Source organism: Roseicella sp. DB1501 (assembly GCF_013112485.1).
Classification (GTDB): Bacteria; Pseudomonadota; Alphaproteobacteria; order Acetobacterales; family Acetobacteraceae; genus Paracraurococcus.
Genome location: NZ_JABFHG010000003.1, coordinates 519,937 through 544,172, shown reverse-complemented (window position 1 = coordinate 544,172; position 24,236 = coordinate 519,937). Strand labels below are relative to the sequence as shown.

At 58.5% G+C, this 24,236-nt stretch carries 40 protein-coding genes and 1 pseudogene; 14 read left to right on the top strand and 27 right to left on the bottom strand.

The window, feature by feature from the left end; all coding sequences use genetic code 11:
- Positions 1–342 precede the first annotated feature (342 nt).
- The 4 genes from HJG45_RS08825 to HJG45_RS08810 all read right to left on the bottom strand — a co-directional run bounded on the left by HJG45_RS08825 (position 343) and on the right by HJG45_RS08810 (position 4,598).
- Positions 343–1,134, bottom strand: coding sequence for a hypothetical protein (locus HJG45_RS08825; RefSeq protein WP_171611717.1), 792 nt, complete (start codon positions 1,132–1,134; stop codon positions 343–345).
- Positions 1,135–1,138: 4 nt separating this feature from the next.
- On the bottom strand, positions 1,139–2,164 hold the full coding sequence (locus HJG45_RS08820) for a hypothetical protein (RefSeq protein ID WP_171611716.1): 1,026 nt from the start codon (positions 2,162–2,164) through the stop codon (positions 1,139–1,141).
- Between the two features lie 80 nt (positions 2,165–2,244).
- Complete coding sequence (locus HJG45_RS08815; protein ID WP_171611715.1) at positions 2,245–3,864, bottom strand: type IV secretory system conjugative DNA transfer family protein; 1,620 nt, start codon at positions 3,862–3,864, stop codon at positions 2,245–2,247.
- Positions 3,861–4,598, bottom strand: a complete 738-nt coding sequence (locus HJG45_RS08810) for a hypothetical protein (RefSeq protein ID WP_171611714.1) — start codon at positions 4,596–4,598, stop codon at positions 3,861–3,863. The genes HJG45_RS08815 and HJG45_RS08810 overlap by 4 nt, the downstream gene beginning before the upstream one ends.
- 95 nt (positions 4,599–4,693) lie before the next feature.
- Here HJG45_RS08810 and HJG45_RS08805 point away from each other — a divergent pair, with 95 nt between their 5' ends.
- Both HJG45_RS08805 and HJG45_RS08800 read left to right on the top strand, forming a co-directional pair.
- Positions 4,694–5,629 carry a hypothetical protein gene (locus HJG45_RS08805; protein WP_171611713.1) on the top strand — a complete coding sequence of 312 codons (936 nt, stop codon included), beginning with the start codon at positions 4,694–4,696 and terminating at the stop codon, positions 5,627–5,629.
- The gene (locus HJG45_RS08800) at positions 5,622–5,987 is read left to right on the top strand and encodes an ankyrin repeat domain-containing protein (protein WP_171611712.1); all 366 of its coding nucleotides are present in this window, start codon (positions 5,622–5,624) and stop codon (positions 5,985–5,987) included. Before HJG45_RS08805 ends, HJG45_RS08800 begins: the two co-directional genes overlap by 8 nt.
- A 28-nt stretch (positions 5,988–6,015) precedes the next feature.
- On the opposite strand, the gene HJG45_RS08795 is transcribed toward HJG45_RS08800, so the two are convergent.
- From HJG45_RS08795 to HJG45_RS08770, 6 genes are read right to left on the bottom strand one after another with little or no spacing between them, the layout of a single operon-like run.
- Positions 6,016–6,273 (bottom strand): hypothetical protein, encoded by a 258-nt coding sequence (locus HJG45_RS08795; RefSeq protein WP_171611711.1) that lies wholly within the window; start codon positions 6,271–6,273, stop codon positions 6,016–6,018.
- Positions 6,260–6,679, bottom strand: a complete 420-nt coding sequence (locus HJG45_RS08790; RefSeq protein ID WP_171611710.1) for a hypothetical protein — start codon at positions 6,677–6,679, stop codon at positions 6,260–6,262. The genes HJG45_RS08795 and HJG45_RS08790 overlap by 14 nt, the downstream gene beginning before the upstream one ends.
- A 2-nt stretch (positions 6,680–6,681) precedes the next feature.
- Positions 6,682–6,915 carry a hypothetical protein gene (locus HJG45_RS08785; RefSeq protein ID WP_171611709.1) on the bottom strand — a complete coding sequence of 78 codons (234 nt, stop codon included), beginning with the start codon at positions 6,913–6,915 and terminating at the stop codon, positions 6,682–6,684.
- Complete coding sequence (locus tag HJG45_RS28370; RefSeq protein WP_171611708.1) at positions 6,912–8,597, bottom strand: Hint domain-containing protein; 1,686 nt, start codon at positions 8,595–8,597, stop codon at positions 6,912–6,914. Before HJG45_RS28370 ends, HJG45_RS08785 begins: the two co-directional genes overlap by 4 nt.
- Before the next feature lie 48 nt (positions 8,598–8,645).
- A complete protein-coding gene (locus tag HJG45_RS08775; RefSeq protein ID WP_171611707.1) occupies positions 8,646–9,122 on the bottom strand; it encodes a hypothetical protein in 477 nt (158 codons plus the stop codon).
- Complete coding sequence (locus HJG45_RS08770) at positions 9,119–9,586, bottom strand: hypothetical protein (RefSeq protein WP_171611706.1); 468 nt, start codon at positions 9,584–9,586, stop codon at positions 9,119–9,121. Before HJG45_RS08770 ends, HJG45_RS08775 begins: the two co-directional genes overlap by 4 nt.
- A 253-nt stretch (positions 9,587–9,839) precedes the next feature.
- On the opposite strand from HJG45_RS08770, the gene HJG45_RS08765 reads away from it, so the two are divergent.
- The 4 genes from HJG45_RS08765 (at position 9,840) to HJG45_RS08750 (ending at position 11,626) form a co-directional block, all read left to right on the top strand.
- Entirely contained in the window at positions 9,840–10,310 is a 471-nt protein-coding gene (locus HJG45_RS08765; protein WP_171611705.1) for a hypothetical protein, read from the top strand.
- Positions 10,311–10,418: 108 nt separating this feature from the next.
- Positions 10,419–10,901, top strand: a complete 483-nt coding sequence (locus HJG45_RS08760) for a hypothetical protein (protein ID WP_171611704.1) — start codon at positions 10,419–10,421, stop codon at positions 10,899–10,901.
- Positions 10,901–11,065, top strand: coding sequence for a hypothetical protein (locus HJG45_RS08755; protein WP_171611703.1), 165 nt, complete (start codon positions 10,901–10,903; stop codon positions 11,063–11,065). The genes HJG45_RS08760 and HJG45_RS08755 overlap by 1 nt, the downstream gene beginning before the upstream one ends.
- 54 nt (positions 11,066–11,119) lie before the next feature.
- Positions 11,120–11,626 (top strand): NYN domain-containing protein, encoded by a 507-nt coding sequence (locus HJG45_RS08750; protein WP_171611702.1) that lies wholly within the window; start codon positions 11,120–11,122, stop codon positions 11,624–11,626.
- A 189-nt stretch (positions 11,627–11,815) separates the two neighbouring features.
- Here HJG45_RS08750 and HJG45_RS08745 read toward each other — a convergent pair whose 3' ends face one another.
- From HJG45_RS08745 to HJG45_RS08670, 17 genes are all read right to left on the bottom strand, one after another.
- Positions 11,816–12,142: a hypothetical protein gene (locus HJG45_RS08745; RefSeq protein WP_171611701.1), complete on the bottom strand. Its 327-nt coding sequence runs from the start codon at positions 12,140–12,142 to the stop codon at positions 11,816–11,818.
- A complete protein-coding gene (locus tag HJG45_RS08740) occupies positions 12,133–12,582 on the bottom strand; it encodes a hypothetical protein (RefSeq protein ID WP_171611700.1) in 450 nt (149 codons plus the stop codon). Before HJG45_RS08740 ends, HJG45_RS08745 begins: the two co-directional genes overlap by 10 nt.
- Positions 12,583–12,630: 48 nt before the next feature.
- Positions 12,631–12,957 carry a hypothetical protein gene (locus HJG45_RS08735; protein ID WP_171611699.1) on the bottom strand — a complete coding sequence of 109 codons (327 nt, stop codon included), beginning with the start codon at positions 12,955–12,957 and terminating at the stop codon, positions 12,631–12,633.
- The gene (locus tag HJG45_RS08730) at positions 12,954–13,340 is read right to left on the bottom strand and encodes a zinc-finger-containing protein (protein ID WP_171611698.1); all 387 of its coding nucleotides are present in this window, start codon (positions 13,338–13,340) and stop codon (positions 12,954–12,956) included. Before HJG45_RS08730 ends, HJG45_RS08735 begins: the two co-directional genes overlap by 4 nt.
- Positions 13,337–13,936, bottom strand: a complete 600-nt coding sequence (locus tag HJG45_RS08725) for a DUF7007 domain-containing protein (protein ID WP_171611697.1) — start codon at positions 13,934–13,936, stop codon at positions 13,337–13,339. Before HJG45_RS08725 ends, HJG45_RS08730 begins: the two co-directional genes overlap by 4 nt.
- A 42-nt stretch (positions 13,937–13,978) precedes the next feature.
- Positions 13,979–14,893 (bottom strand): site-specific DNA-methyltransferase, encoded by a 915-nt coding sequence (locus HJG45_RS08720; RefSeq protein ID WP_217362868.1) that lies wholly within the window; start codon positions 14,891–14,893, stop codon positions 13,979–13,981.
- A gap of 126 nt (positions 14,894–15,019) precedes the next feature.
- The gene (locus HJG45_RS08715) at positions 15,020–15,361 is read right to left on the bottom strand and encodes a hypothetical protein (protein ID WP_171611695.1); all 342 of its coding nucleotides are present in this window, start codon (positions 15,359–15,361) and stop codon (positions 15,020–15,022) included.
- Between the two features lie 46 nt (positions 15,362–15,407).
- The gene (locus HJG45_RS08710) at positions 15,408–15,659 is read right to left on the bottom strand and encodes a hypothetical protein (protein WP_171611694.1); all 252 of its coding nucleotides are present in this window, start codon (positions 15,657–15,659) and stop codon (positions 15,408–15,410) included.
- Positions 15,660–16,061: 402 nt separating this feature from the next.
- On the bottom strand, positions 16,062–16,484 hold the full coding sequence (locus HJG45_RS08705; protein WP_171611693.1) for a hypothetical protein: 423 nt from the start codon (positions 16,482–16,484) through the stop codon (positions 16,062–16,064).
- Positions 16,477–16,803: a hypothetical protein gene (locus tag HJG45_RS08700; protein WP_171611692.1), complete on the bottom strand. Its 327-nt coding sequence runs from the start codon at positions 16,801–16,803 to the stop codon at positions 16,477–16,479. The genes HJG45_RS08705 and HJG45_RS08700 overlap by 8 nt, the downstream gene beginning before the upstream one ends.
- Positions 16,804–16,850: 47 nt before the next feature.
- Entirely contained in the window at positions 16,851–17,579 is a 729-nt protein-coding gene (locus HJG45_RS08695) for a hypothetical protein (protein ID WP_171611691.1), read from the bottom strand.
- Positions 17,580–17,617: 38 nt separating this feature from the next.
- Complete coding sequence (locus HJG45_RS08690) at positions 17,618–17,947, bottom strand: hypothetical protein (RefSeq protein ID WP_171611690.1); 330 nt, start codon at positions 17,945–17,947, stop codon at positions 17,618–17,620.
- Positions 17,948–17,985: 38 nt separating this feature from the next.
- Positions 17,986–18,240, bottom strand: coding sequence for a hypothetical protein (locus HJG45_RS08685; RefSeq protein ID WP_171611689.1), 255 nt, complete (start codon positions 18,238–18,240; stop codon positions 17,986–17,988).
- Positions 18,241–18,415: 175 nt separating this feature from the next.
- Positions 18,416–18,538, bottom strand: a complete 123-nt coding sequence (locus HJG45_RS29185) for a hypothetical protein (protein WP_302479722.1) — start codon at positions 18,536–18,538, stop codon at positions 18,416–18,418.
- Between the two features lie 3 nt (positions 18,539–18,541).
- The gene (locus HJG45_RS08680; RefSeq protein WP_171611688.1) at positions 18,542–18,820 is read right to left on the bottom strand and encodes a hypothetical protein; all 279 of its coding nucleotides are present in this window, start codon (positions 18,818–18,820) and stop codon (positions 18,542–18,544) included.
- Between the two features lie 10 nt (positions 18,821–18,830).
- Positions 18,831–19,169, bottom strand: coding sequence for a hypothetical protein (locus HJG45_RS08675; RefSeq protein ID WP_171611687.1), 339 nt, complete (start codon positions 19,167–19,169; stop codon positions 18,831–18,833).
- A 107-nt stretch (positions 19,170–19,276) separates the two neighbouring features.
- Positions 19,277–19,867: a hypothetical protein gene (locus HJG45_RS08670; RefSeq protein ID WP_171611686.1), complete on the bottom strand. Its 591-nt coding sequence runs from the start codon at positions 19,865–19,867 to the stop codon at positions 19,277–19,279.
- A gap of 143 nt (positions 19,868–20,010) precedes the next feature.
- Between HJG45_RS08670 and HJG45_RS08665 the strand changes: the two genes are divergently transcribed.
- The 8 genes and pseudogenes from HJG45_RS08665 to HJG45_RS08635 all read left to right on the top strand — a co-directional run bounded on the left by HJG45_RS08665 (position 20,011) and on the right by HJG45_RS08635 (position 24,235).
- Positions 20,011–20,232: a hypothetical protein gene (locus HJG45_RS08665; protein ID WP_171611685.1), complete on the top strand. Its 222-nt coding sequence runs from the start codon at positions 20,011–20,013 to the stop codon at positions 20,230–20,232.
- Positions 20,233–20,444: 212 nt separating this feature from the next.
- A complete protein-coding gene (locus HJG45_RS08660) occupies positions 20,445–20,720 on the top strand; it encodes a plasmid mobilization protein (RefSeq protein WP_408902016.1) in 276 nt (91 codons plus the stop codon).
- Positions 20,717–22,009 (top strand): relaxase/mobilization nuclease domain-containing protein, encoded by a 1,293-nt coding sequence (locus HJG45_RS08655; RefSeq protein ID WP_171611683.1) that lies wholly within the window; start codon positions 20,717–20,719, stop codon positions 22,007–22,009. The genes HJG45_RS08660 and HJG45_RS08655 overlap by 4 nt, the downstream gene beginning before the upstream one ends.
- A gap of 26 nt (positions 22,010–22,035) precedes the next feature.
- Positions 22,036–22,251, top strand: coding sequence for a hypothetical protein (locus HJG45_RS08650; protein ID WP_171611682.1), 216 nt, complete (start codon positions 22,036–22,038; stop codon positions 22,249–22,251).
- A 59-nt stretch (positions 22,252–22,310) separates the two neighbouring features.
- Positions 22,311–22,535 carry a hypothetical protein gene (locus HJG45_RS08645; RefSeq protein ID WP_171611681.1) on the top strand — a complete coding sequence of 75 codons (225 nt, stop codon included), beginning with the start codon at positions 22,311–22,313 and terminating at the stop codon, positions 22,533–22,535.
- 1 nt (position 22,536) lies between these two features.
- A pseudogene (locus tag HJG45_RS29385) lies at positions 22,537–22,686 on the top strand (helix-turn-helix domain-containing protein); the annotation flags it as partial.
- A gap of 17 nt (positions 22,687–22,703) precedes the next feature.
- A complete protein-coding gene (locus tag HJG45_RS08640) occupies positions 22,704–23,810 on the top strand; it encodes a site-specific integrase (protein WP_171611680.1) in 1,107 nt (368 codons plus the stop codon).
- Positions 23,807–24,235 carry a group I intron-associated PD-(D/E)XK endonuclease gene (locus tag HJG45_RS08635; RefSeq protein ID WP_171611679.1) on the top strand — a complete coding sequence of 143 codons (429 nt, stop codon included), beginning with the start codon at positions 23,807–23,809 and terminating at the stop codon, positions 24,233–24,235. The genes HJG45_RS08640 and HJG45_RS08635 overlap by 4 nt, the downstream gene beginning before the upstream one ends.
- Position 24,236 lies beyond the last annotated feature (1 nt).

Here is a 24,236-nt window from a genome sequence, read left to right as displayed (position 1 = left end):
GACAAAGCCTGGACAGGGAAAAGGCGGGGATCAAACCCCGCCCCTCATGCACCGTCCAATACGAGCGTGACCTACCACGATCTCGACCTGAGTGCCCTCGCTCGGCTTATATAGACCACCGGGGCCGAAGGCGCTTCGATCTCAGGGACAGTTTCTCGAAGCGCAGCGGCTTGCGCCCGCTTCCACCTGACGTAGCTGCTGGAGACACGCCAGGCTATCGCAAGACCGACGAGCGGGGCGATCACATCGGCAATCACCCATTGCATAGTATGCGCAGCGACATAGCTGCCCGCAGCGATCGTGGTAAACTGCAGCACCTGGTTCCAATCGATCTGATTCATCTCACTTCACCTCGACAGGGGTCCACTGCTTGCTCGTGAGGAACAGTTTTTCGGAGCGGTTGATCGCGTACGGCGTAGCATCGACCGCATCTGAAGCTAGCCTCGCGGCACAACCCGATCCATAAGCCTCGATGGCGCCCACCTTGCCGCCGCGCCCGACAACCGATTTGCCCCAGAACGAGACCAGCTTTTGGCGAAAGCGCTCGGACGCAAAGGACTTCACGGCGTCCGTGTAGCAGAAGCTTACCAAGGCTCCACTCAACACCTTTTCCTGGCCGACAACTCCAAACGGTCCCCCTGCATCCATCAGGAAGCCATCTGACGGGATGAAATTCCGCGTATTGAAGTTCCCGTCATTTTCATTCTCCCAAATCAGGCTGCCGATAAACAGTACGTTCGCCTTGCCTCCGGGCATGGTGGGGAGCACCGTGCTTCCCAGGTCACGCAAAGCGGCCGGGATGTTGATGTCGTCGGCCTTAACGCCGGCGTCCACGCCGCTGATAAACTCACTGATCTGTCCTGCCGCGGGGCCAAGGGCTTTGATCCTGTCCCGCTTGCCTGTGCCGATCGTCTCAGGCATGAACAGCGTCGCTACTCGGCGAAGGTGGGACGCATCAAAGACCGTCAGCGAATCCTTCGGTTCCAGAGCCATATAAACCTGACCGAAAAACTCGGCGACATGCTCCTGCGCTGCCGGTGAAAGATTGGCGGGTAGCGCCACGATGAAAGATTTTGCATTCGCCTGCCCTGCAAGCAGCATGGAGGCCAAGATCGCACTTTTGAACACGGACATCGTCTTACTCCTGCGAGGCGTTGCGGACGAAGGTCGTGGTAAACCTGATCTCGGCGGCATCACGCTCCTCGATATGCTGCCGGTACTCCCCGAGGCATTCCGCGATGAATGCCTTCCGACCGAGATCGAAAGCCTCCTTCAAAGCTTCAGTCGCCGCGATCTCATCGGACTGACTGGCAACCGCGGTTCTCAGGGTTGCTGTGAGCTGGTCGAGATGCACGAAATAGGCATTCGGGCAAAAGACCCTGTCGTAGAAATTCCCGATATACCGGCTCGCGGAAATTTCCATCGCAACGCTGGCCGCGCACTCGGCAATAATGCCTGCCGGCAGCATCATCGCTTTGCAGAAGGCAGTCAGGCTCCCGAGGGCCGCCACCGAAAGCCAAGCCCCACGGCTGCCATGCAGCGTGGCAAAATCGATGCGATCCTGGGCCCAGGCGACCAAGGCAAACATCACGACCCAGACCAGGCCGGTGATGAAGCTCACGCGGATGACGGTGCCGTGGAACCGCTTTTTATCAACGTCGGTACTGCGATGCGTATAGGCGATAAGCGGCACCGCAACGCCGGCGGTGATCACGATACCGGTCATCAGCAAGGCACCGATCAAAGTCTGCGATGCATTCTCGAAAATTTCCGCCTGAATGATCCATTGCGATGTCTGCCACATCGCGGAACACCAAGCGACGAACGTGAGGACGTATAGTAAGGCGCCAGAGAGGCGGTGCAGGATCGTGATGGGGTGATCCGCGCTTTCCACAGGGCGAATGAAGCCTGGAGAAGTGTTGTCCCGTGTTATCGAGACACGGTGCAGATCGAGGAGGGCACTGTCGCGTTCACCACGCTTGGCGTTCAGCTGGCTTATTCGTGCCGCTGCATCTGCGTTTTCGATGGCATAGTCTCGTTCCGCCATCTCCCTCACCGCGGTCTCCGGGTCCGCCGCACGGCTCACCCGGATGATGGCTCCGCGCGGGATAAGCGGCGCCTTCACACGGAGAGGTTCAGCGCAGCGAGGATCCAGGCTCGGCATGTGATTCATGCTGTCTCCACTCCTTGCTGGTCTCGGCCGTTAGAGATACCGCATTGCATTGGACAATCCCGGGACACGGATCAGCGCCACAGGTAGAAGACGCCGATGAACACGGCGGCCGCGGCCAACGTGCGGAACGACGGGAACAGGGCGATGCCGCGCAGGATCAGGCCGAGCAGGACCATGCCGGTCCAGGCACCCGGCGGGCCCGACTTCTTCCCTTTGTAGTAAGGGTTGTCATTGAATGTTCCGACCAAGCTGGGACGCTGCCAGTACGGCCGAATCTTCAACAGCACGGGCGGCTTATTCGGCAAGAAGACGATTTGCTGATCCGGCCTAAGAAGCATAACTTCTTCCGGCATGATGAGCTTGCGACTGACAATTGAGTTTCGAGCGTCCCGCTCGGTCATTGTTCCGCACATATCCGACACGTAGCGACCAGTCTCGAGATCCTGCACGCCGAGAAACTGGCGCAGTGAACAGTTACCTACGATCTGGCCCCAGCCATGCTCGCCGTAGATGCCCTTTGCCTGGCCAATGTTATGAAGGACCAGGTGGAATAGAATGCCATATTTCGGTAGATTTGCGAGATCGCTGATGACCTCGGAAATTTTGCCAATCGACGCGAATTCGTCGATCATCGCCAGGACTTTGTGCTCCTCAGTCACGCGAGGATTACGACGCATCGTCATAACAGTGCAGCCGATCGCCATCCGAGCCAGCGCGCCATGGCTCTCCTTGAATTCCAAGGGAATGATCACAGAGACAATCGCCCCCTTGAGGCGCTTACCTGTTGCATCGAGCCCAGTGAGATCGTGAAAACGAGCGTCGGTCTTACTCAGGGCGGCCCTGACGATGTCGTCGTCGATGAACTTGGTTGCCGTCTCCATCGTCTGTTTGACGATATCGAACTGCTTGGGGTTTTGCAGAATTGCCATCATCCATTCGTTAGCCTGGCCTCTCACGGCCTGATGCCGGCTTTTCTTCATCTCGACGAGGACTTCGCTCCACTCCTTGATGTCACCACGAATGATGTCGCGCACCGTTCCGAGATGCTGATTCTCAGGCGAATACGTATCTTTGACGAACATGAGGAGGGTTTGATAACCACCGCTGCTCTTGTCATCGAAATACTCGCCGGCACTGGATCCGGCATACTTTTTCCCAACAAGCAGTGATGCAAACCAAAGTGCATCGCTAGAGAACGTCTCACTTTTCGGGTCAAGATAATCGAGAGGATTGAAATGGCTCTTTGGCAAGCCGTACATGCCCCACGGATTGACGAAATGCATGTTGTAGCCACGCCGGCGCCACTGCCTGACGCAGATGGCCGAAATTTCGCCGCCCGGATCGTAAAGGAACATGAACGGCCAGCGCAGAGCGTTGACCACCAGCATCCCGACACCCTTCGCGCTTCGCGGCGCGCCGCAGGTTAGAATGTTCGAGTTGGCGTCATAAAAGACCGGGAGCATGGACCAGCGGTTCCAGTCCCCGATAAGCAGTCCCTTGCGGCGGAACAGCTTGCCTGCCTGGCGCGGCTTCATCCAGGCCGCCGAGCCGCGCGAGGTATCCCGGCGCTGCATGATACGCCGGGCCAGCAGCACACCGATCAGGGTGAACAGGATCTGCCACCCATGGGCGATGAACCAGAGCAGGTATTGGTTGGCCACATACCAGTTGATGTGGTTGAGGAGGCTCATTCCGCGGCCTCCTGGGTCAGGGCCGGCGCGTCGCTCACCTCCTCCGCCTTGCCGTCGATGATGTCGCCGACATGGTCTTCGGGCTTGAACAGGACCCTCATCGCGCCGTGGAGCGGGCAGTGCGGCGGGCCGGGGGACTTGGCGTGGGAGCGGGCCACGCGGACCGTGTAGCCGCACTGGCGGTCGCCCATGACGGCCTCGCAGACGGCCTTTCTCATCCGGCCCTCCTGCTTGGGCGGGCGGTCGGCGCTGGCGCTCTTCTTGACCTTGATCCTGTCGAAGTCGACCTTGGCGTGCGGGAGCGGGCCGAGCGTTTCGGCGAGATCGTTTAAACGCTCCCGCAAAACGGGACCGGCGGCGGTCTCCCTGAGACCGTTGACCTTGACCAGGCCGACGCTGAGCGCGGTGTCCCCGAACCGGCCGTTGTGCTCCCGCCCGGCGACCACGTGGCAGCCGCTGTGGGTCAGGCCCTCGAGAACCTCGATCGGATCGTCTTGCTGCGAGCTGATAATGATCTCAAAAGAGCCATCCGCCGACGCCTCGGGGTACAGGGTCTCGTACCGGTCCTTGCCTTTCCGGCCCCCGGAGGTGAAAGATTGGGCGTAGCGGATGTTGTGGGGCAGCCGATGGCCGTTCTTCTCGAACCATGGGCGCAGGCCGATATCGACCGCGGCCTTGAGCCAGGCCTCACGGGTCTCGTGCTTGTTGGGGGATGACTTGCTCGTGGGCTTCATCGACACACCCCCTCCTGCGGGTGTACCGGTGAGGCTAGTGTCATTGTGCGGTACAAACCCTGGACAGAACGCTGGTCTGGTGGTGGGGAGATAAAATGGCGCTCTCCGCATTCGGCGATGTTCGCTCGGCCTTGCTGCGTTACCTTGCAGATTCCGGCATCAACGCTCGCGAGTTCGCAACGCGAGTTGAAAATAAAATCGGAGGCTCATCGCCGAAGCTGGCGGAGGAAATCCGCCGTATCTGTGATGGGCAACAGCCGGATGACTCCGGGATACTAGATGAAATCCGAGCTGTATTGCCCAGCAGCGCGACGACACCGGCGCCGGTCGTCCCTACAGATTTCGCTGTTTCCGAGGATCAGATTGCGGAAATTCGGCGCAAACTGCTCTATTATATGAGCCGCAAGACTCCTGGAAAGCCTATTGGATTCCCTCAACTGCCCGGAGAAATTAGGGTTAAAACCGGAATAGCTACAAACTATAAGACACTGGATAGGTTTGTGAACGAAAAAATAAGTCCGCAGACCAAACTACCGTACGACACTAACATCAAAACAGTCTATGCCTGCCATCTCTTTACAGCTGACATGGCAGACCCTGATCCAATGGCAGGGCTGGGAATTGCCTTAGCAAATATTTTCACGTCGGAATCGAGCCTTGGAGGAAAATACGAGGCGACGCAAGAGGAACCCTACCCTAAAGACAACTCCGTGATTTTTTTAAAAGCAGCAGGAAAACACATTCTGATTGAAGAAAGATTTTTCACTTCAGATAAGGGTTATGAGCGACCGAAATTGTCCCATCCCGTCATATTTCGTGGTGTTTTGGTTCGAACTTTAAATCGTCAGACATCAATTCCCCGGGAGGAGTACCTCGCCGTCATGACGGAAGTAACTTACAGCCTGCCAAGAACTCTAATACTTTCAGTTGACGACGATGATCGCCTGATGAATGGTCATGGCGTTGATCGAAGCTGTCTAACAGGTAAGTCTAGATCTTTCTCCATCAAGATGAGGAAGTCCGATGTCTGACCGAATTTCTGGTTTTAGCGGTTCAGGCGATAGCTCAGGTGGCGGGGATTACGGGTCGGCAAATTTAGGAACACCGCCGCAATATCACGCCAGAGATCTTAGAGTGACTCTCAGTTGGATTAAACCTGATATTGACAAGCCAATTATAAATGGCATGTCACTGCTTCATTTGGCTATCGGCCATCATGACACGGACCTAGTGCAAGAACTGATTAAACGTGGAGCGAAATTTTATCCGGACGATAAAGGCCGCATGCCGTCTTTGTTGGCGAGCTTGGTTGGCGCAGGGAGTTTTCTCCGCGATTTAGTCAATGATGCCGAGGCGAAGGCTTTAGGCATCTCAAGTGAAGATTGCTAATCAAAAACCGTGCCCCGCCATCCTTGGGTCAACGCGCGGACATTTCCCTAATCGTCCAAGCCAGCCCCAGCAGATACCGGTCGCTCACCGGCTCCCCCGCCATGACCCGGCGCAGCGTTTCCCCGCAGAGTTCGGCCAGGCGGTTGCCGGACAGGGACAGGGACGCGAAGGTCTGCTGGTAGAGCAGCAGCGTTTCCGCACTGAGGCTGCGCAGATAGGCCATCGCGCTGTCGGCGGCAGGATGGTGCTCGCCTATGCCGAGGGTGCCGGCTTCAGCCCCTTTCATATTTTCCTTCCTCCTCGGCCTGCGCCGCTTTCTGCAAATTATAAAGACGAGAAACCGTCTGGCGCGGCCTATTCATGCGCCTGCCGATAGACACGAACGAAAGCCCCAACCGGCGCATCCTGTTTATGGCTTCGCGGCGGGCCTGTATCAGCTCATAATCACCCCTCGGCCCCGTTATATCGTCGACCGTAAATCCATATTCCGCCGCAACCGCATCCAGTATCTCTTTGCTGGTCTGCTTTCTCGGTGCGGCAATCTCGCTTGCAATCGCCGAAGCCATATCCGCGATCCGCGCGTCCAACTCCCTGTTGTCCACGAACCGGTAGATATGGGGCTTGTCATCCATTTCAGCGTGCAGGATTGCGCTGATGCGGGCGTGCCAATGGCGATAGTCGGGGGATGTCATGGTCACGCGTCCCGCTCGCTATACACACGCCGGAATTTGCCGCCCCTGACGTAAGCCTTCCGCTCCCGGTCATAGCTCATGTTGTCCGGCGCCTGATGGATATACCCGCCGAAGTCGGACGCGGCTTGGCGTTCCGAGATGGCGAATGCTTCGATGAGATCGGAGCGGTTCACCTGGCCCTTCTCGGCGAGGCATTTGTCGATGAAACGCTGGCGTTGTTCGGCGGCCCAGTTCATAGGGCCAGCTCCATCTGTGGTCCGCCGAGTGCGGGCGGCGCGTCCGGCGAGAAGCGCCCTAACTCGCCCCATTGAGCTGCCATGGCCGCACTGATTCCGGAGAAGAAGCGGGACCTCTCCTTCCACCTGTCAGGCCCGGGCGGCATCCGGTGGACGCGGTTCTCCCTGCCCTCAACAATATCCGTCGGGACCAGCGGCGGCAGGTTCTTCAGCCAGAAGCATGTGCGCTTGGTTTCTGGATGACCGAACTGCCAAGGCTGAACGCTTTGGGCGAACTCCTGATAATTTCTGATCCGCTCTTTGGCGTGTTTATGCATTACCGGGTTTTCGACGCATATCCGGTCGATCGGTGCGTTCCAGAAATCGGAGAATAGAGATGCGCCTTCATCGAGGCGGTCCCACATCTGTTTCAACGTTTTACCCGGCGGTGGTTCATGCAGCCAGCGAACGCCACTATTGCAAAGCGCCGTACAGTTATGAACGACCACGCCGTTTGCGGTATAGGTTTCATCCTCTTCGACGGACAGGTTGTAGACGACCGTTCTTTCTAGCTTTTCAGTCACATACCGAACATGGCCCCAAGCGTAATCGCCATCAACGTAATTTCTCAGGCGTTCGCAGGATCGCGGCACTTCAACAGTATGGAGCGGTTGCGTCTGGACACATCGGCCTTCGATCTGAACGTTATCCCGTGGTGCTGCTGTGCGAAATGCGGGGCATTTACCAAACGCTCTTTGCATAAGAACCGCAACGCCGAGAACCAGCTTGGCCGAAACTGAAGTCGCGGTTATGTTTTTCTCGCAAATGTATCCGTCGCCGCTCAGATATCCGTCCAAAAACACTGCCGCCTGTTCAGCGGGCAATGCCAAAACCCATTCAGGAAAAGCTTTATTGGCAGCACCACGCCCAAACTGAGCGAACGGCGCTATTGCATCATGGCCATAGAACGTCGCCTTTATGGCAGTCTCACTATCATGGAATGTCACTTTGCGGGAAACCTTTGATTTGAACGTCTCCAGCTTGGCTCTACCGACCGAGATCACCATCTCTTCGTATTTGCCGGGCGTCCAGCGACTTTCGCGCATATGGCCGTCTGCGACGTACCGGCCCATCAGCCACAAATCATCATCGCTAAGTTCAGCTTGTCGCACTGGAGGCAGTACCGATCCGGTGAAATGACGTAGGGTCAGTTTTCCCGCTTCAACGAAATCCGGCGGCGAATTGTCCCTTTCCGCCAGCGTCCGGAACCCGTTCCGGTAGGGCTCCCTGTACCGTGCATAATACGGATGCTCTGACGTTGTGATCGTCTCTAGGCAATTGGAAGATTTAACTATCGTCACCCGATCCGTAGTCTTGTGCATCACCTCTGTGACGCGCCGCCACCTACCTTTATGGGTAAGCACCAGGTCGCCCACAATGACCTCAGAAATGGGCTTGTGACCATCTTTCGTCAAAACCAGCGTCCCCGCCGCGAAGCAGGGCGGATGCGCCACCATGAGCAGATCCCAGCCGTCATTCAGGATGTCGCGGGCGTCGCCACGGATATGGCGGTTGCTCCCGTCTTCGGCGGGGAGAAGGTCGCAGGACCATGCGTCATGGCCCTTGGCTAGGAAGGCGTTTCGGACGGTTCCTGAAAATTCGCAGGCTATTAAGACCCGCAGCGGTTCAAAGTCTGGTTTCACTATCTCCTTGCTTTCTGCGGCCTCTCCCCGGCGCGCTGGGGTCTTGGTTCAGTTTACAGTCTGATGGGATGTACCCAGCGCGGCTTTGAGCTTCTCGACCGCCGCCGCCGTTCCTGCATCGTCGGGCGCGCTCATCTGCCAAGCTTCGAGCTCCGTCAGCGCGTCCTGCGCTGCATCACGCAGGTCCGGTGCGCTGTCATAGAGATTGCCATGCTGGCGGACGCGGGCGCGCAACTCGAAGAACTCCTCGGTCGAGCCGCCATCTTCAATGAACCTCCACAGCGCGCTGACAAGGCTAATGTCCGGATCGAACGTCTCCTCGACTTTGAAGTCGAGCAAGACGCCCTCATGGTCGCAAGCCTTGCAGCGGCAGGAGGACTTGTCCGTCCACTCAAGGTCGTCGTGCTCGCCGGTGGACCCTTCATCCTCGATCAGCATACGGGTGCTAACTTGAATGACGAACGGGCCAAGGCTTTTGCACTTCGGACAGGCCATGCCTTCGAGGCAGTTGGTGTTGACGCTCATGGGGCGACCGTCTTGAGCTGCTGCGCAAGGCTAGCGCATTCCGCCTGCACGAACGCCAAGTTGCGATAGGTGTCGAGGCCAGCACGATAGGCGAAATACGTAGCCCACTTCGGCGTCATATCTCCGGAATGAGCGCAGTCGAAGCCGAGCCACCAGACATTGTCGGTTTCGCTTTCATCCGGCTGATGGCAGACACCATCGCACTCACTTTCTGTTTCCTGGCAATGATCGGAATAAGTCAGGCCCCAGTGAACCTGGACATCGCAAGCATCATATTCTTTTTTAAAATATGGATGCCCCTCGGATACGCCGACATATCCGCACCAGTGACCGCCCGGACCGCGAACGGCCAGACAAGGCAGCTGAGTAGCCTGATCTTGCCATTGAACCTTATCTGGCTCGTTATCCCACTCGCCACGCGGCCATTCGGATTTATCGATTGTATTGTAAGACTTGGTTTCCACGATCTCCTTCTTTCTCCACCCGTTCCCCGGTGGCCGGCATTAAACCCGCCCTTATGTTTTAAGAGCATATGCAGTTTTAGCACGTGCAGTTTATTTACTTCAAACACATTCGCCGCAATTTCCTTTCGTATTTCAATCGCAACCCCAACCCTGAATTTAATGCCCCGACCCGATATTAAATTGCCTCGCGATCACGCGACCTTTGACTGGACCGACGCATCACGCGGCATGAAGCTCGGCCCCGGAGGCGTTCATGCGACTTGCCCTTGCCGCGCTGCTCCTGACCGGCACCGCCCATGCCCAGACCGTCCTCGCCCGCGACGGCGACTGGACGGCCGTGTTCCTGCCGAAGACCTGCGCCGTGGGGACCGAGACCAAGGACGCCGCGCTGTGGTTCAAGGCGCAGGCCGGTCGGGAGCGCCCCTTCGGCTTCCTGCAGGTCCGCAAGGCCAGCTGGCAGGACGTCCCGCCCGGCGACATCACCCTGCAGTTCAACACCGGTGAGCGCATGCGGTCGCCTTACATCATCGACCGCGCCAGCCTGACAGTCAGCTTCGTCAACCAGTGGCCCGCCTTCATGCGCACCGTGGATGCGATGACGACCGCGCGCGAGGCCACCATCAGCATCGGCCGCGATCCCATGCGGGTCGCGCTGAACGTGCCTGAGCCTGTCGTCGCGGCCTTCCGCGCCTGCATCGCCGAGCGATTGCCGCCGGAGACCTGACCGCAGCCACTCCCCGAGCTTCCGGCCCGCAGGCAGCGCCCTTGCGGGGTGGATTAGTCGCGACCTGGCGCTGGAGGCAAGGTTATGGGTGACTACTGGATGGATTCGATGTCGCCGGACGACATCGTCATGCACGCCGGATACTTCAATCCGGACAGCGGGCTCGAGTTGTCGCCGGCGGAGATCGCGGAAGGCTGGACCCTCACGCCGGACGGGACGATCATGTCGCCGCCCGCCACCGGCATTCTCGACCCGAATTCCGGCCTGCCGATCGGCATGGCGCCTGATCCGGCCAGCCCCTATGTCGGGACCTGGCAGGACTATGCAGGGTTCGCGGCGGGGACGCTCGGCGTGATCGATGGCGTCGTCAACGAGAACCCCTACACGCTCGGCGCCGGGGCTCTCGGCATGGCGGCGACGGCGGAACCGACGCTCACCGATCTCGGCACCCTGATGACGCCGACATCCTGGACCGGCGAGGCGGACGGCTATGCAGGGATGATGGAAGTCGGCATGGGTAACGCCGCCGGTCAGCCATTGCCGGAGGGCAGCGTCATCTTCGACTATAACGGCCCGAGCGGAGGCAACTGATGCGGGTCAAGCTGCGCGATCTGCTGGGATGCATCGCCATCACCGTCCTGTTTGCGGCCCTGGCGCTCACCCGGCCTGTATCCCAGTTATGGATCGTGGCGACGGCCCTGATGACGGTTCTGTCGGTGGCGGGGATGGTCCAGTACCATCGAAGCCAGCGATAGGAGGGCCGGGGTGCGGGGGGCGCCCCGGTTTCGACGGGTTAGCGAAGGGCATTTATGCGCGACCGGCTTGCTGTGTTCATCGATGGGGCGAACCTGTACGCTTCAGCGAAGGCTCTTGGCTTCCAGATCGATTATAGCCGGTTGCTTGAGTATTTCAGGACGCAGGGCGCGTTGGTCCGGGCATTGTATTATACGGGCGTCCAAACCGATGCTGACAACTACACACCTTTGCAACGCTTGATAGATTATCTTGCCTATAACGGCTACAGCGTCGTCACCAAGCCCGCGAAGGAGTTCACCGCGCCGGATGGCCAGGTGCGCACCAAGGGCAATATGGATGTCGATCTCGCCGTCGACATGATGGAAATGGCTTCTGGCTTGGACCACATAATCCTCATGTCCGGCGACGGCGATTTCCGGCCTCTCGTCGCATCGGTGCAGCGCAAGGGCGTCCGCGTCACCGTCATCAGCTCCCGTGACGTTCTGGCCGACGAGCTGCGCCGGCAGGCAGACGCCTATGTCGGGATCGAGGATTTGAGGGCGGTGATTGGGAGGGGGTGAGGGCGGGCGCGGGCCGAGGCCGTGGTGAACACGATCCAGGACCTCGCGCGCGACGGTGGCCATCCCTTCAAATGCATGGTCGCGCCGGCGAGCTGATGCGGGGGAGATCACGATGGCAGATTGCGTTGCAACTGCATGCCATATCGGCTCGCCGTGGGTGTCGCACTACGCCAGCTACGCCGCCCAGGCTTAAAGCTTGAGCGTCAGCTGCGGCCCGGCATAAGCCCCGACCTTGCGCCAGTGATCCAGCGCGCGTGCATTGCCGCACATACGCTCGATCCCGCGCATGAGGACGGGATCGTCCTTGGCTTTGTCCATGAGGGCCCAGACGACCGCCTCGCCGTCATCCATCTCGAAGCAGTTGTCCATCTCGCGGCTATGGACGCGGCTGAAGACCTCGCCGGTGCTGCGGTCGATCCTCTCGTCCCTGCCCTCCCCGCACAGGCGCAGGGCGTTGGCAGCGAAGGCTACACGGGCGGAGAAGCCGGGGCGGGTTGGGTAGGGATTCACTGACATGCCCGCACATCGGCATCGGGATAAGCGCGGCAGGCATCGAGATAGGCTTCCACAAATTGTACTAAGCCTTCGTATGACCCCCAGCCATTCTCAGGATTGAACCCCTTGAACCTCTCCGGGTCCGCCCGAAGAATTTTCAAACCCCTCTCGAGCGGCACCACCAAATCGGCGCCGCGTTTCAGATCATGTTCCTCTGGCCGCCACAAACACACATAGATGCCGGCCTCAGCAGCCATCTGGCCGAGGTTGTGCGTGATGTTCGCCGAGTAGACGGTGTTCGTTGTTAGTGATTGCTCGACCACGACTGGTTCACGACCAGGGTAAAGATCATCCCATTCCTTGCGGGAGATCTTCTGGCTAGAGCCGTCCTTGCGCATGAATATGCCGCTGCCTCCGTTCGGCACCGGCTCATTGACCGTCAGATAAACGTCTAGACTCACTTCTCTCCTTCTCTTTCTCCAGCAGGTCCGCGCTGGCCGGGTTGTTAATCACTGCTGGCAAAGATAGATAAACTGCCGTCGCTTTTCAGGTGGAACTTCGCTGAGCTTTGTTGCCCCGAAAATGGCCAGAAGGTTGATTAAGCCCACGTTGCCTTTCCGAGCATGAAAGGGGACTGCCGCTGCCCTTGCTTGCTCAAATGTTGGTATCCGTTCAGCCTTTCGCCTCGCACGCTCAGCCAATAGCTGCTCCGCCATCTTCCTCCTGCGAACCGCAGCGACGACTTCCAGCCGCGACACCTTGCATTCAGCGGCGATGCGGACGCATGTCTTCCCTGCTGCGTGTTCTTCTGCCCATTGCTGATGAACGCCGCTCATGGCTGCACCTGCCCCATGCCGCGCACTGCCTCCAGCACCCTCTCCGCCTCCTCCAACGTCCGCAGCTCGCCGGTGTGGTACTCCCTGCCAAGCAGCGTGGAGAGTTGGGCATAGACGGCCTTCCGCCGCACCCGCCCCGATTTCCAGAGAGGATCGAGAACGGCGTGGATGCGCGAGCGCGCCTGCCGCATGGCCGGGGATGGGATGCATCCCAGCGGACGTGTCCGGTTCGCCGTCTTGTGGTGGCAGCCGACGTGATTGTGGCAGGTGTCGCACTTCCAGAAAGGCAGCGAGCCGAGATCCGGGCGGTGCGGGTATATCTCGCGCCCGTCCGTCAGGCGGGCTTCGACGTCGGCGGTGCATTCGCAGCAATACAGCTTCATGGCTGCACCGGCGTCGGGATGCGTTGGTGGCGGTCCGGATCGACCACGAAGTCGCCGCCGCGCTTCGCGTACTCGGCAGCGGGGATCAGAAAGCACGCCTCCTCGCCCTTGGCCTTGCGTGCAAACACCCCGACCATGCCGTCCGGCACCCAGTGCGCCCAGGAACCGAAGGCGGAGCGGACGACGAAATTCTCCGCGTTGTCGGCATCGAATTTGCGTTGCCACTTCACATGGCTTTCTTCCAGCGGGATGACCTCGCCGGTCAGGGCTTCATAGATGTCCGGGTTCCAGGCTTTGACGGACTGGGTACAGAGCGCGACGAACTCGGACTCATCGCCCGCCAGGACCATGGTGCGGCAGAACCACCAGACCGGGATCGCGGCCTCGCAGTCTTCCTCCCACCACTCCCGGCCATGTCCAACCGGCATCTGAAGACGATCTTCAGGGGAGAGCCATAAGCCGCCATGCCCAGCGGTATGGACGAAATGGAATTCCCGGTTGCCGATCTTGGCGCAGGATTCGTCCTGGACGCCGCCCCATGGGGAATAGGTGGGGCAAGTGCGTTTGAAGTCTTTTAGCCATACTGATTTGGTCACGGTCTCCTTGTCTTTCTCCCACGATCCGCGTGGGGCGGGGTGTTATGCTTTCTCTAGTGACTTGACCGTCGCGTCCGCGAACATCGGACAATCAGCATTGATCCTGTCCGCCGCCATTTGCGCATATTCAGGGTTTAACTCGATCAGGACTGCATTGCGACCGTGTCGAGCAGCGACGAGGCCGGTTGTTCCTGCGCCACCGAATGGATCGAGTACCGTGCCACCTTTCGGACAACCTGCGAGGATGCAGGGTTCCGCCAGGTCAGGCGGCATTGTGGCGAAGTGCGAACCGGGGAAAGGTTTTGTGTTAATAGTCCAAACGCTGCGCCTGTTTCTCCTCCCGCCAAGGTCATTCCATTGAGCATCATTACCGCGCGCCGACCCGTCTGCATTTGCATAGGAGAGCCGCGCACCGCGCTTGAAGCCGTTGCCGCTTGGATGATCGCTTACACATTCCTCTTGTATCGCTTCATGGTCGTAGTAATACCGAGATGACTTCGAAAGCATGTATACCATCTCATGACATGGGGTGGTTCGGTCCTTAATGCTCGAAGGCATCGGGTTCAGCTTGTGCCAGATCACTTCATCCCGGACCCACCATCCATCATCTTGCAAGGCAATCGCCACACGCGCCGGTATTAGCATCCTGTCTTTTGCTTTGAGGTTCGACCCCGCCGGTATTGATCCGGTCCGCGACATTTTGCGAGGTGCTGCTGCAATTTGACGAGCATGAACAACGGACCTATCTGCCATATCGCCAGTCCGCCCTTGAGCGCCCCACGATCCGGCATAGCTGTCTCCCAGATTCAGCCACACGGTTCCATCGTTGATTAAAATGCGGCGGACTTCTCGGAAGACCGATACAAGTTCCGAGACAAATGCGGTTGGTGATTCCTCTAGCCCAATCTGACCATGGACCCCGTAATCCCGCAGGCCGAAGTAGGGCGGACTGGTCACAACGCAATCTATGCTGCAATCTGGAAGCGATTTTAATACCTCGCGGCAATCACCTTGCAGTATCTCAACAGGCACCTTCTCCTCATCTCTCTCCGGCGATAGCCCGCCGGGGGCGTTTGTACGGTTTCAGGCTGCGCCATCATCCTTCTCGATAGCACGCTGCAACTGGTCGCACGTAAACATCAGGTCTTTGATCAAGTTCTTACTCGATATTCTGTTATAGCCGCCCATCATGTCAGGAATCTCGCAGACAACCCGCATGGAATGAATGCCGCGACAGCCTTTGATGAATTCAGGCTCATATGTAGGATTGAACAATCCAGAATATCCACCGGGCGACTTGTCAGCCCCATTCAGGAAGCCGGTATAAAAGATCGCCTTATGTTCCGGGTTGTCATGGGTGAACTTGACGTCCACCACATAATAAGCCCTTTCTCTCCAGCCGCCGTGTGGGGCGAACTTATTCAATGTGTTTATCACTCTCTCCTCTTTCTGCCCTCGGCGGGCCGGTGTGTTATTCGGGTTGTTCGGCGGCTATCATCGCGTCGGCATATGCGAAGGCGCGTTGAGCGGCGTCTTGCGCGGGTGTTAATTTCCTACGTCCATATCCGTCCGTGTCGTGCAGCTCGTTTAACTTTGGATCAATCAAAGCCTGCAAAGCCATGCCCGCGTACCATTGCCGTTTTGTAAGAGCTGTTTCCGAATAGTGCCAATCATCACCAGTATTTGGAAACGCAGGTCCGCCATTGTTAATCTTGTAGCTCATATCCTCTCTCTTTTTGCATCTACGTTGGCTGATTTTCGATCCGGCTGTTCCAAGCAGTTATAGCGCATTCACGCGACCCCATGCCTGGGGTCCTCGCTTTGACCGAACATTTATGGGCTTCGAGTTCTGCAAGCGTGGAAATGTGACCGCCACATGCCACATACCAAGGGCCGCGTCCGTCCGAGTAACAAACAATATCAGCCGGTCCGCCGCAAAACGGGCATGGTTTAAGATAAGGATCACTCGACCTTATGGATTCCGTTCCATGCACGAGAGTCATCGTACTGCCCTCACCCCGGCGCGGAGGGCTCCTATCAGTTCGGCTAATACTTTTTGATTGGTCATTGTTTTATTCACTTTCTGCGCCAGTGGCGCGGTTAAATTCTTATAGCGGGAAGGCGTTCAAACGGTTCCACGCACCTCGGCAGCCAGAACACGGGCAATATGCGCCGGGCAATCATCTGACGGGCAATCGCCGGATAGGGCCATGCTGTCATCCCCGATGTAATCCCGCCCGCAATGCTGGCATATGCCACCCTGCACTTCCGGCGCGCTGCCATGCAGGTCCTCCAAGGCTTTGAGCAGGTCCGCCAGCATCCCGCTTTGCATCCGTTCGGCCAGCTCGACGGCGTTCAGGTTCAGGCGGCTGGCGGCAGCGTCAAATGCGTTGTAGCTGGCGGCAAGGAGGCGGGCGTTATCCTCGCTGCTGTCTCCGTACCGCATAGCAATGCACCGACCTACTCCACCATCCCGGTCTTGGATCGACCAACCACCGCCCGGATGTTTGACTACGAATACCGGCCCCGGCGTGTGTCTGTTATCCATGGCTGACCTCGCCTTTCGCTTTGGCTATTGCGCCACGCAGGTCTGCCAGCATCTCGGCAATGCCTTCCTGAAGCTCATCGCCTTCAAAGCCGGATATAAAACACTCGGCTTTTTCAGCAGCCGCATACAGGTCCGGTGCAGCGGAGATTAGGTAAGCGTTGGCTTTAAGCTCATCGGCATAGGGAGCTTTTTGATTTTGTGCATACCAGCGTTCTGCGATGCACCCCCTGTTTTGTGTATAGACAGCCCAACCTGTATAGTTGGTGTACCCCTGGATTTCCCAAGGCCCCGGCGTCCACTTCACTTCACTGGTCATCATCTCCTCTCTTTCTCGCCATTCACCCGGACGCAGGTTGTTTGAAGAGGTTAGGCGACTTCGTCTTCGTCATCGCGTTCTGGCGCGTGACCATATACGCGCTCGTAAAGAGCGTCGGTCGCGTCGCATGTATCGAATGGTTCATCGCCGGGGCCGGGATTGAAGCAGCCACGCCCGGCAAAATTCCACCCCTCATCAAAGCAAACACAGTCGAACCGTAGGCCGGGAAAATCCGCGGCCAGTTTTTCAAACACTGGTGTTGGAAAGTTCCATGCGGTATCAAATCTGAACGACAGCGGCTCCTCGGCGTCAATCGAGAATGAGTAGCTGTTCCACTTCGTACCCCAATTCGCAATGCTCCACGAATACCAGTCAGCGTGGCCGGTTTCGAGCAAAGCTTGCATTCTATTTTTGCCTTGTTCCTCAACGCCAGGGTGCTTTTTCAGGTATGCATCTGCGACCGTGCGCCATTTGTCGGTTGGCATTCCAACATCGTCGCGAATGCGGTAGATTTGGGCCGGGTACAATGTCGATTGACGAAAGTTCGATGAACTCTCTCCACGGTCTATTATCAACTGCATTCCTTCCTCCGCCGTGGAGCTGGATTCGGAGTTCTTGATGCAGGCGGGCATCGGAATAATGGCCTCAAAGTCAAAGCCTGGCTCTTCGGCATCGGCAGGGTTCTTGTGGATCACAAGAGCGCGGAACCTGTCCACTTCCTCTTTAGGTCCGGTTACGGTGCAGCGCGTAGTTACATGGTTAGGCACGATCCCCATCATCTTTCTCCACCAAAGCCCGGTGGCGGCTGTTAAACGTCCTATAGCTCCAGCGCCGGCCCAGCAGGACGCGGCAACCGTGCATATTCACAGAAATATTGACCCCCTTCGCGGCTGAACTTCGCATGGTAATCGTCGAAGCATTCTTCCATGCAATAGAAGGACCCACCGCGCCAATGCAGGGGCGGCATCATGTTCAAAAATTCGTCGTAAATGGCTTCGTCGATTTCCCAGCGTTGCCCGAGCAATGACGGGCGCTCTCCAGCGGGCGGCTCACCACTAATGGATCGATACCATTCCGCATATTCGCGGGTGTTGCGGTAATCGTTCAGGCGGGCATAATGGTTTGCTCTAATGTCTTCGGCGTTCATCGTCTCCTTCTTCCTGCCCCTCAGGGCGTTTGCACGGTCTATCGATATTCATTCAGCACGGCCCGCACCGCGCGTCGCAATCGCAATTGATAAAATTTAGGCTTGGCATCCCAGCCCCGATTATAGTTCAGCACTTCGCGCCCGGCGGCATTGGTCAGCGATAAAACCGAGATGCGACCACCAGCGATACCGAAGCTCGACGGAACATCGTAGACCTTGGCGACATACTTCCAACGACCAACCGCGCCGAACTGCCAGTAGCTACCAGGATTAAACGTTGTCGTAACTATCATCGCCCCTGCTTCTCTCCCCCAGGGCGTTTAAACATTCCCTCACGGTCGCCGTTGCCGTGACAGTTTCCCCACGTTGGCCCCTTCAGAATACGCCTCACCTCGGCGCAGGCTTCCGCGTGTGTTGGTTCCCGGCCAAGCTTGACGGCCAACGCTTCCCAGATAGTCAGCTTGCGGGTCACGGGTCGATCACCCGGCCCTCGCGGCACCCGCCGCAGAGGCATACATCGAAGTCATAGGCTTCATCGTCCAGATCGGTATCGACGATGGTGCAGCAGGCTTTGCAGCGGTCTAAGCTCATGCCTCAATTCCCCGGGCGATCATGGTTGTTTATCAGGTCGAGCACGGCTTGATATTTCGTCGGTCCCCATCCGAAAGGTCCGCTTTCTTCGGTTCCTTCATAGCAGGCAGACCAGTCATAACGACGGTCCGGGATCGGCGGGAAGTGATGGCAGGTTGCTATCCTCATTTCCGCTATATCTCGGTCTTGGCTGGCGTTGATGTTGGCTTTCACGCTCGCATAAACCTCACCGGCTCCAATGCAGGTTTGGTGCAGGGCTTCGGCGGCTTGCTGAATGGTCATCCCCGCCCCCTTATGCCGCTACCAGTTCACGACGAGCCGCCCGGTATTGGTCCCAGAACAGCGCGACACCTTCACGACCATAGGCAAGGTTTTCAGCCGTTCCGCCGACCTTGAGCAGCCAGCGCAGCTTATGCAGTTCATCCCGCACCTTGTTTGCCGCGAAAGTGACGTTCGCTTCCAGCCCTGCCCGTTTCATGTCGTAAGGCTTATAGGCTTCACCACGGTTCAAGGCCCGCAGTTCAGCAGACAGGGCATCGTATTCAGCGGCCAGAGCAGGTACGGTGAACAGGGCATCATGGGACAAAAGCATATTGTCCATTTGGGATTTGATTTGTTCGGCGCGGGTCATTGGCGTTTCCTCTTTGTGTTTGTTTATCTGTATGTATCGTATAACGCTTAACACTAAAAGCAAAGCGTTATACGCGACATTTTATTGCGTTGTTTTATTCGCATCGTCTATGCGGCTTCTTCGTCCACATTCGGCGGCAAAAGCTTGCCCTGCCAATCTTCGGGGATGTCATACAAGGGAAAGGTTCCAAGAAGGCGGACGCCAAAATATTCGACGCCATCGCCCTTATCCTTTAGGCTTGCATATCTCCCGGCGGCGGCAGGGTCCGTATTGAACCCCTTGTAAATCTCAATCTCGCCAGTGTCGAAATTGATGATATATGCCCATTCGCAGAATAAAGAATCTGCCACGAAGTCGTTTCCGCCACTGGTAGCAATGCCGAACTCCAGCGTTTTTTCGGGTTCACCTTGGAGATTGCGAAGAACACAATACCAATCTGTTGTTGATCTGTTAGAGACAGTCAAATCATGTAAACCAGCTTGTGCGGCCCTTTCGACGGTCTCAATATCCGGCGTAGAATCTGGATCAACCATTCGAAGGTTTTCCGCTAAGGATCGATATTTCGGAACGTCGGTCGCAATCTTCCGGGCAAAAGCAATCATGTCCTCGCCCAACCCTTCCGGATAACTGTCAAAATGATTGTACAATAATTTGTCTTGTTCGTTCACTCTAAAGCCAAATGCACCACGGGTACCCATAATCTCCTTCTTTCTGCGTCTATGCGCTTTACAAGTTTAATGGCTGTATCGTATCCAACTAAACGTCACTTCAGAAGCACAAAATACGAAATTAAATTGCGTTCTTTTTGTGCTTATAATGGTCGTATAGCTAATGAGGATACATGGCCCGCGCGCTGAAGGAACCTGAGATCATAAAGCTTTTGAAGAAAGCCACGGTGGACGCTGGTGGCGTTCGAGCGTTTGCGCGCAATCATTCATTTGCGGCTGGCTTTGTTAGCAATGTTCTGAATGGCCGGGAGCCAATGACGGACCGGCTTGCTGAATGCCTTGGCTTCCAGCGGGAGACGGTGACCAGATTCACGCCGCGTCCGGAAGCTGTTTAAACGCCCTCACTCCCCCGCCTGCACACATCTCCACAACCCGCCTCCGTCATGCCTCTTGCGGGCACTCCGGCGGGTTATGGATATGTGCATCGCCTATATTTTCCCCAGCCGAACCATCGTTTAATCCCATCCGAGACGCCCCGTATCGGTAATGTCCAGTCTTTGTCCGCAATGATGGTTTAGAGGTCGGACCGGCATCGGACTTTCAAGGTATGATTTCGTCTAACAAAAACCGGGGCGGACGACCTCATAAGGCCGATAAACGCGCCTTCCCCATCACCGTGCGCCTGAACGACGCCGAGATGGCCGAGCTGGAGAACGCCGCCTTTTCCGCCGGCCTGACGGTCTCGGCCTACGTCAGGTCCCACCTCGCCGGAGTGGAGCGGCCGGCGGTCAATCCTCTCGCCCTGCATGACCTGGCGCGGATCGCTCTGGAGCATCCTGCCGTCGCCGAGCGAATCGCTGGCGTGATCGCCATGCTCAGATGATCGTCCAGACCAACAGTGGCGCCAGCGCGTCCAAGGCCATCGGCTACGCGACACACGACAAGGACGGCAAGGGCAGGGACCGCGTCGGCTTCGTCGCGCATCTCAATGTCGGGCCCAATGCCGCGCTTGAGATGGACATCACCGTCGCAGCCGCTCCTCTCCTGCGGGCGCGCCTGGAAGGCCGGATCACCAGTCGCGTCCCGGAGAAGCCGATCTACACGATCAGCCTGAGTTGGCACCCGGACGAGAAGCCGACCAAGGCGCACATGCTGGATACGGCGAAGTCGGTCCTGACCGAGATGGGCTTGCAGGACCATCAGTGCGTCATTGTCGAGCATACCGAGCGCAAGCATCGCCACGTCCATCTCATCGTCAACGCGGTCCATCCGACGACCGGCCGGATGGCCGACCTGTCCCATGACCGCCGCAAGCTGAGCCGCTGGGCGCACCGCTACGAGCTCGCCCACGAGATCAGAACCCCAAAACGCGCAGCCAAGATGGAGAGGATGATGGAATTCGAGAAAGACCAGTTCGACATCGGTAAGGGCTTCGAAGAGCTGCGAGCAATCCTCAAGAGCGGGAATTACACCGTCGAGCCGGCGAAGGAGCCGGCCAAGGAACCGGCCAAGGAGAAGCCGAAGCTGGACCGTAAGGCCAAGCCGCGGGAGACGCGCGAGGAGATCAACAAGCGGCACCACGCCGCCCGCCTCAAGCGTCACCAGGACAGGAGGGAAGCCCGCACAAAGCACACGGAGAAGATGCTGCGGATCCGAATGAAATTCGTGCCGGCGCTGCACGCCATCGGCGAGCAGGAACGGGCCTTCAAAGGCAAGCCGCGCAAGCGGGAATGGATGAAGCTGGCCGCCGCCCTGAAGCAGAACCTGCACACCCTGCCCGACCGGGTACATCGGACGATGACCGATCACCAGAAGATCGCTGGCGCAGGGAAGACCCTTGCCGAACACGCCAAGGATATTCTGAGCCGGGTGCCGCGCAGCATCGCGGCCAAGGAACTAAACAAGGAGATGAACAAGGAGCTGAATGCCGCGCGCGCGGCCTACTCGAAGGCGTTCAAGGCACAAAGCGCCGAACACAAGCAGCAGGAGCGCGCCGAGCAGAAGGAGTTGCGGGCTTGGGAAGCGGGCCAGGACATGCAGACCGAGTTCACCCGCGTCGCCGAACCTACGCTTCCCGACCTTTCGACGTTCCAGCAGCAACCCTCCGCCGAGGATCTGGCCAGGGCGCTCAGCACGCCGGACCGCGCTGACGGTCATGGTTGGGAGCGGTGATGTCCCACACGAAACAGGAGAGCGCCATGCATACCATTGTGTCGGTGGAATTTCGCAAAGCCCCCGCAGACATCAGGGGCACGTTCCCAATGTGCATACTGGTTCATCCGGGTGATCAGGATTGGCTCAAATCTCTTTTGTCGAGGGCCAAGCTGGTCTTGTCCGACGAGGCAAAGCGCCAGGTGTTCGATCGTGCCGAGCGGGATGGAAAGGCGGAGATCGTTGGATTCGAGGTGATCTGATGTCCAGGCTATGTCTGAGAGGGAGTGGTTAGACTTCCACGCATTGGAAGGAGGCTACGATGGACGCCAACGAGATGTTCGAAGACGATCTGATCGATCTCATCCATAAGGCTGCGGCAGATCGCGCCGACGTACGCACAGTGCTGCATCTGCTGATCGGCCACGCCTTTCAGGTGCACGCCCTCCACACCACGACGCCGGACCATCTGAAGGTCGTCGACTTCCTGCACATGGCGCACCTGGTCGCGCTGCAAGCCGAGGTGAACTGCGCCAAGGTGTCGTAACATGACGACCCCAGCCGCCCACTTCACGGTTTCGAGTCTGGCCCTTCGCTGGTCGGTCAGCCAGACTCACGTCTACAATCTCATTGCGTCCGGGCGGCTGGGTCATCTGCGGATCGGATCGGCCATCCGCATCCGCCGCGAGGATGTCGAGGCTTACGAGGCCGCACAATGGCACGCTCCAAGCTCGCCCGCCCCAGCTTTAAGCTCATCAAGCGCTACGCCGCCTACAGCATCGAGTTCTGGTGGGAAGGACGCGCTCACCGTGTTTCGACGGGCACAGGCGATGAGCATGAAGCGAGAAAGGCGTTAGCGGCCTTCGAGGCCGGCTGGGGCAAGCCGCAGGCGCCGGATGTCCCGACCATCGCCGAAATCCTCAACGGCTATCAGGCCGACCGGGCCCAGAACCTGGAGCGACCGCTCGCCGCGCCGGAAAGCCTTGGCTTCGCAACGGTCGCCCTTAAGCGTCACCTCGGCGACCTGATCCCCGATCTCCTGACCCGCGACATTTGCAGGCAGTACACCCGCCAGCGGCGCGAGGAAGGCTTTGAGGTCGGCCCGGCGGGCGCCAGGCGGAGGAAGCCGGTGCAGGACGGCACGATCATCCGCGAGCTCGGCCTCCTCCGGACCGCTTTGCGCTGGGCGAAGAACGAGAAGTGGATCGCCGATGTCCCCTATGTCGAGGTCCCGGCGTCCGTGGCCCCGCGCGACCGCTGGCTGTCGCGGGACGAGGCCGCCCGCCTGATCGAAGCCTGCGGCGACTTCCATATCCGGGTGTTCGTCACCCTCGGTCTCCACACCGGGGCACGGTCTGGGGCGATCCTCGGCCTGACCTGGACCCGGGTCGATCTCGAGAATGGCAGGATCGACTATGGCGCCGGGGCGGGCCGGAAAGGCCGGGCGCGCGGTGTCCCGATATCGCCGGAACTGACGGCGACCCTGCTGGCGGCACGCGAACTCGCCCAATCCGACTATGTCGTCGAGTTCGCCGGCGCGCCGGTGAAGAGCATCAAGACCGGCTTTCGCGCTGCCTGCCGCCGGGCCGGGCTGGAGAATGTGACCCCGCATACCCTCCGCCACACCGCCGCAACCTGGATGGCGCAGGCCAGGGTGCCGATGTGGGAGATCGCCGGCATCCTCGGTCATAGCGATGTCACCATGATCCAGAAGGTGTACGGCCATTACTCCCCGGATGCCCTGGTCGCGGCGACCTCGGCCATCGGACGGATCGCCCAGCCGGTAGGCGAAGCGAAGATCCGGGTGCGGCGCATGCGGTGAAGACCACCCAGCGCGGCCTGATGTCGGAGCTGGCAGTCCAGCGCCGCCTGATCGAGCTTGGCGCCGCCGTGCTGGTCCCGGTGGGCCACGACCACAGCTTCGACATGGTGGCGCACTGGGAAGGCCGGTACAGCCGCATCCAGGTCAAGACGGCCAGGATCGGCCTGTTTCATGGCAAGCCCAACGGGACCATCGTCGTCCCCGGCTATTCGATGGTCGGCCGGGGAAAGCGGGTCAAGCAGCTCTCGAACACGGACTGCGACGTCATCGTCGCCCATTATCCAGCCGGCGAGAGGTTCTATGCCGTGCCGCCAGGGATCGGGATGATGTCGCTGCGCTATGAGCCGACCAGGAACGGGAACAGCAAGCTGATCCGCTGGGCGACGGACTATGAGCTGGTGCGGATCGAGCAGGTGCTTGGCTGAT

Bases quoted from the DNA above. Each gene is read 5' to 3' on its own strand.
- HJG45_RS08825 (WP_171611717.1), bottom strand. From the start codon at position 1,134: ATGTCCGTGTTCAAAAGTGCGATCTTGGCCTCCATGCTGCTTGCAGGG.
- HJG45_RS08820 (WP_171611716.1), bottom strand. From the start codon at position 2,164: ATGCCGAGCCTGGATCCTCGCTGCGCTGAACCTCTCCGTGTGAAGGCG.
- HJG45_RS08815 (WP_171611715.1), bottom strand. From the start codon at position 3,864: ATGAGCCTCCTCAACCACATCAACTGGTATGTGGCCAACCAATACCTG.
- HJG45_RS08810 (WP_171611714.1), bottom strand. From the start codon at position 4,598: ATGAAGCCCACGAGCAAGTCATCCCCCAACAAGCACGAGACCCGTGAG.
- HJG45_RS08805 (WP_171611713.1), top strand. From the start codon at position 4,694: ATGGCGCTCTCCGCATTCGGCGATGTTCGCTCGGCCTTGCTGCGTTAC.
- HJG45_RS08800 (WP_171611712.1), top strand. From the start codon at position 5,622: ATGTCTGACCGAATTTCTGGTTTTAGCGGTTCAGGCGATAGCTCAGGT.
- HJG45_RS08795 (WP_171611711.1), bottom strand. From the start codon at position 6,273: ATGAAAGGGGCTGAAGCCGGCACCCTCGGCATAGGCGAGCACCATCCT.
- HJG45_RS08790 (WP_171611710.1), bottom strand. From the start codon at position 6,679: ATGACATCCCCCGACTATCGCCATTGGCACGCCCGCATCAGCGCAATC.
- HJG45_RS08785 (WP_171611709.1), bottom strand. From the start codon at position 6,915: ATGAACTGGGCCGCCGAACAACGCCAGCGTTTCATCGACAAATGCCTC.
- HJG45_RS08775 (WP_171611707.1), bottom strand. From the start codon at position 9,122: ATGAGCGTCAACACCAACTGCCTCGAAGGCATGGCCTGTCCGAAGTGC.
- HJG45_RS08765 (WP_171611705.1), top strand. From the start codon at position 9,840: ATGCGACTTGCCCTTGCCGCGCTGCTCCTGACCGGCACCGCCCATGCC.
- HJG45_RS08760 (WP_171611704.1), top strand. From the start codon at position 10,419: ATGTCGCCGGACGACATCGTCATGCACGCCGGATACTTCAATCCGGAC.
- HJG45_RS08755 (WP_171611703.1), top strand. From the start codon at position 10,901: ATGCGGGTCAAGCTGCGCGATCTGCTGGGATGCATCGCCATCACCGTC.
- HJG45_RS08750 (WP_171611702.1), top strand. From the start codon at position 11,120: ATGCGCGACCGGCTTGCTGTGTTCATCGATGGGGCGAACCTGTACGCT.
- HJG45_RS08745 (WP_171611701.1), bottom strand. From the start codon at position 12,142: ATGTCAGTGAATCCCTACCCAACCCGCCCCGGCTTCTCCGCCCGTGTA.
- HJG45_RS08735 (WP_171611699.1), bottom strand. From the start codon at position 12,957: ATGAGCGGCGTTCATCAGCAATGGGCAGAAGAACACGCAGCAGGGAAG.
- HJG45_RS08730 (WP_171611698.1), bottom strand. From the start codon at position 13,340: ATGAAGCTGTATTGCTGCGAATGCACCGCCGACGTCGAAGCCCGCCTG.
- HJG45_RS08710 (WP_171611694.1), bottom strand. From the start codon at position 15,659: ATGAGCTACAAGATTAACAATGGCGGACCTGCGTTTCCAAATACTGGT.
- HJG45_RS08705 (WP_171611693.1), bottom strand. From the start codon at position 16,484: ATGGATAACAGACACACGCCGGGGCCGGTATTCGTAGTCAAACATCCG.
- HJG45_RS08700 (WP_171611692.1), bottom strand. From the start codon at position 16,803: ATGATGACCAGTGAAGTGAAGTGGACGCCGGGGCCTTGGGAAATCCAG.
- HJG45_RS08695 (WP_171611691.1), bottom strand. From the start codon at position 17,579: ATGATGGGGATCGTGCCTAACCATGTAACTACGCGCTGCACCGTAACC.
- HJG45_RS08690 (WP_171611690.1), bottom strand. From the start codon at position 17,947: ATGAACGCCGAAGACATTAGAGCAAACCATTATGCCCGCCTGAACGAT.
- HJG45_RS08685 (WP_171611689.1), bottom strand. From the start codon at position 18,240: ATGATAGTTACGACAACGTTTAATCCTGGTAGCTACTGGCAGTTCGGC.
- HJG45_RS29185 (WP_302479722.1), bottom strand. From the start codon at position 18,538: ATGAGCTTAGACCGCTGCAAAGCCTGCTGCACCATCGTCGATACCGAT.
- HJG45_RS08680 (WP_171611688.1), bottom strand. From the start codon at position 18,820: ATGACCATTCAGCAAGCCGCCGAAGCCCTGCACCAAACCTGCATTGGA.
- HJG45_RS08675 (WP_171611687.1), bottom strand. From the start codon at position 19,169: ATGACCCGCGCCGAACAAATCAAATCCCAAATGGACAATATGCTTTTG.
- HJG45_RS08670 (WP_171611686.1), bottom strand. From the start codon at position 19,867: ATGGGTACCCGTGGTGCATTTGGCTTTAGAGTGAACGAACAAGACAAA.
- HJG45_RS08665 (WP_171611685.1), top strand. From the start codon at position 20,011: ATGGCCCGCGCGCTGAAGGAACCTGAGATCATAAAGCTTTTGAAGAAA.
- HJG45_RS08660 (WP_408902016.1), top strand. From the start codon at position 20,445: ATGATTTCGTCTAACAAAAACCGGGGCGGACGACCTCATAAGGCCGAT.
- HJG45_RS08655 (WP_171611683.1), top strand. From the start codon at position 20,717: ATGATCGTCCAGACCAACAGTGGCGCCAGCGCGTCCAAGGCCATCGGC.
- HJG45_RS08650 (WP_171611682.1), top strand. From the start codon at position 22,036: ATGCATACCATTGTGTCGGTGGAATTTCGCAAAGCCCCCGCAGACATC.
- HJG45_RS08645 (WP_171611681.1), top strand. From the start codon at position 22,311: ATGGACGCCAACGAGATGTTCGAAGACGATCTGATCGATCTCATCCAT.
- HJG45_RS08640 (WP_171611680.1), top strand. From the start codon at position 22,704: ATGGCACGCTCCAAGCTCGCCCGCCCCAGCTTTAAGCTCATCAAGCGC.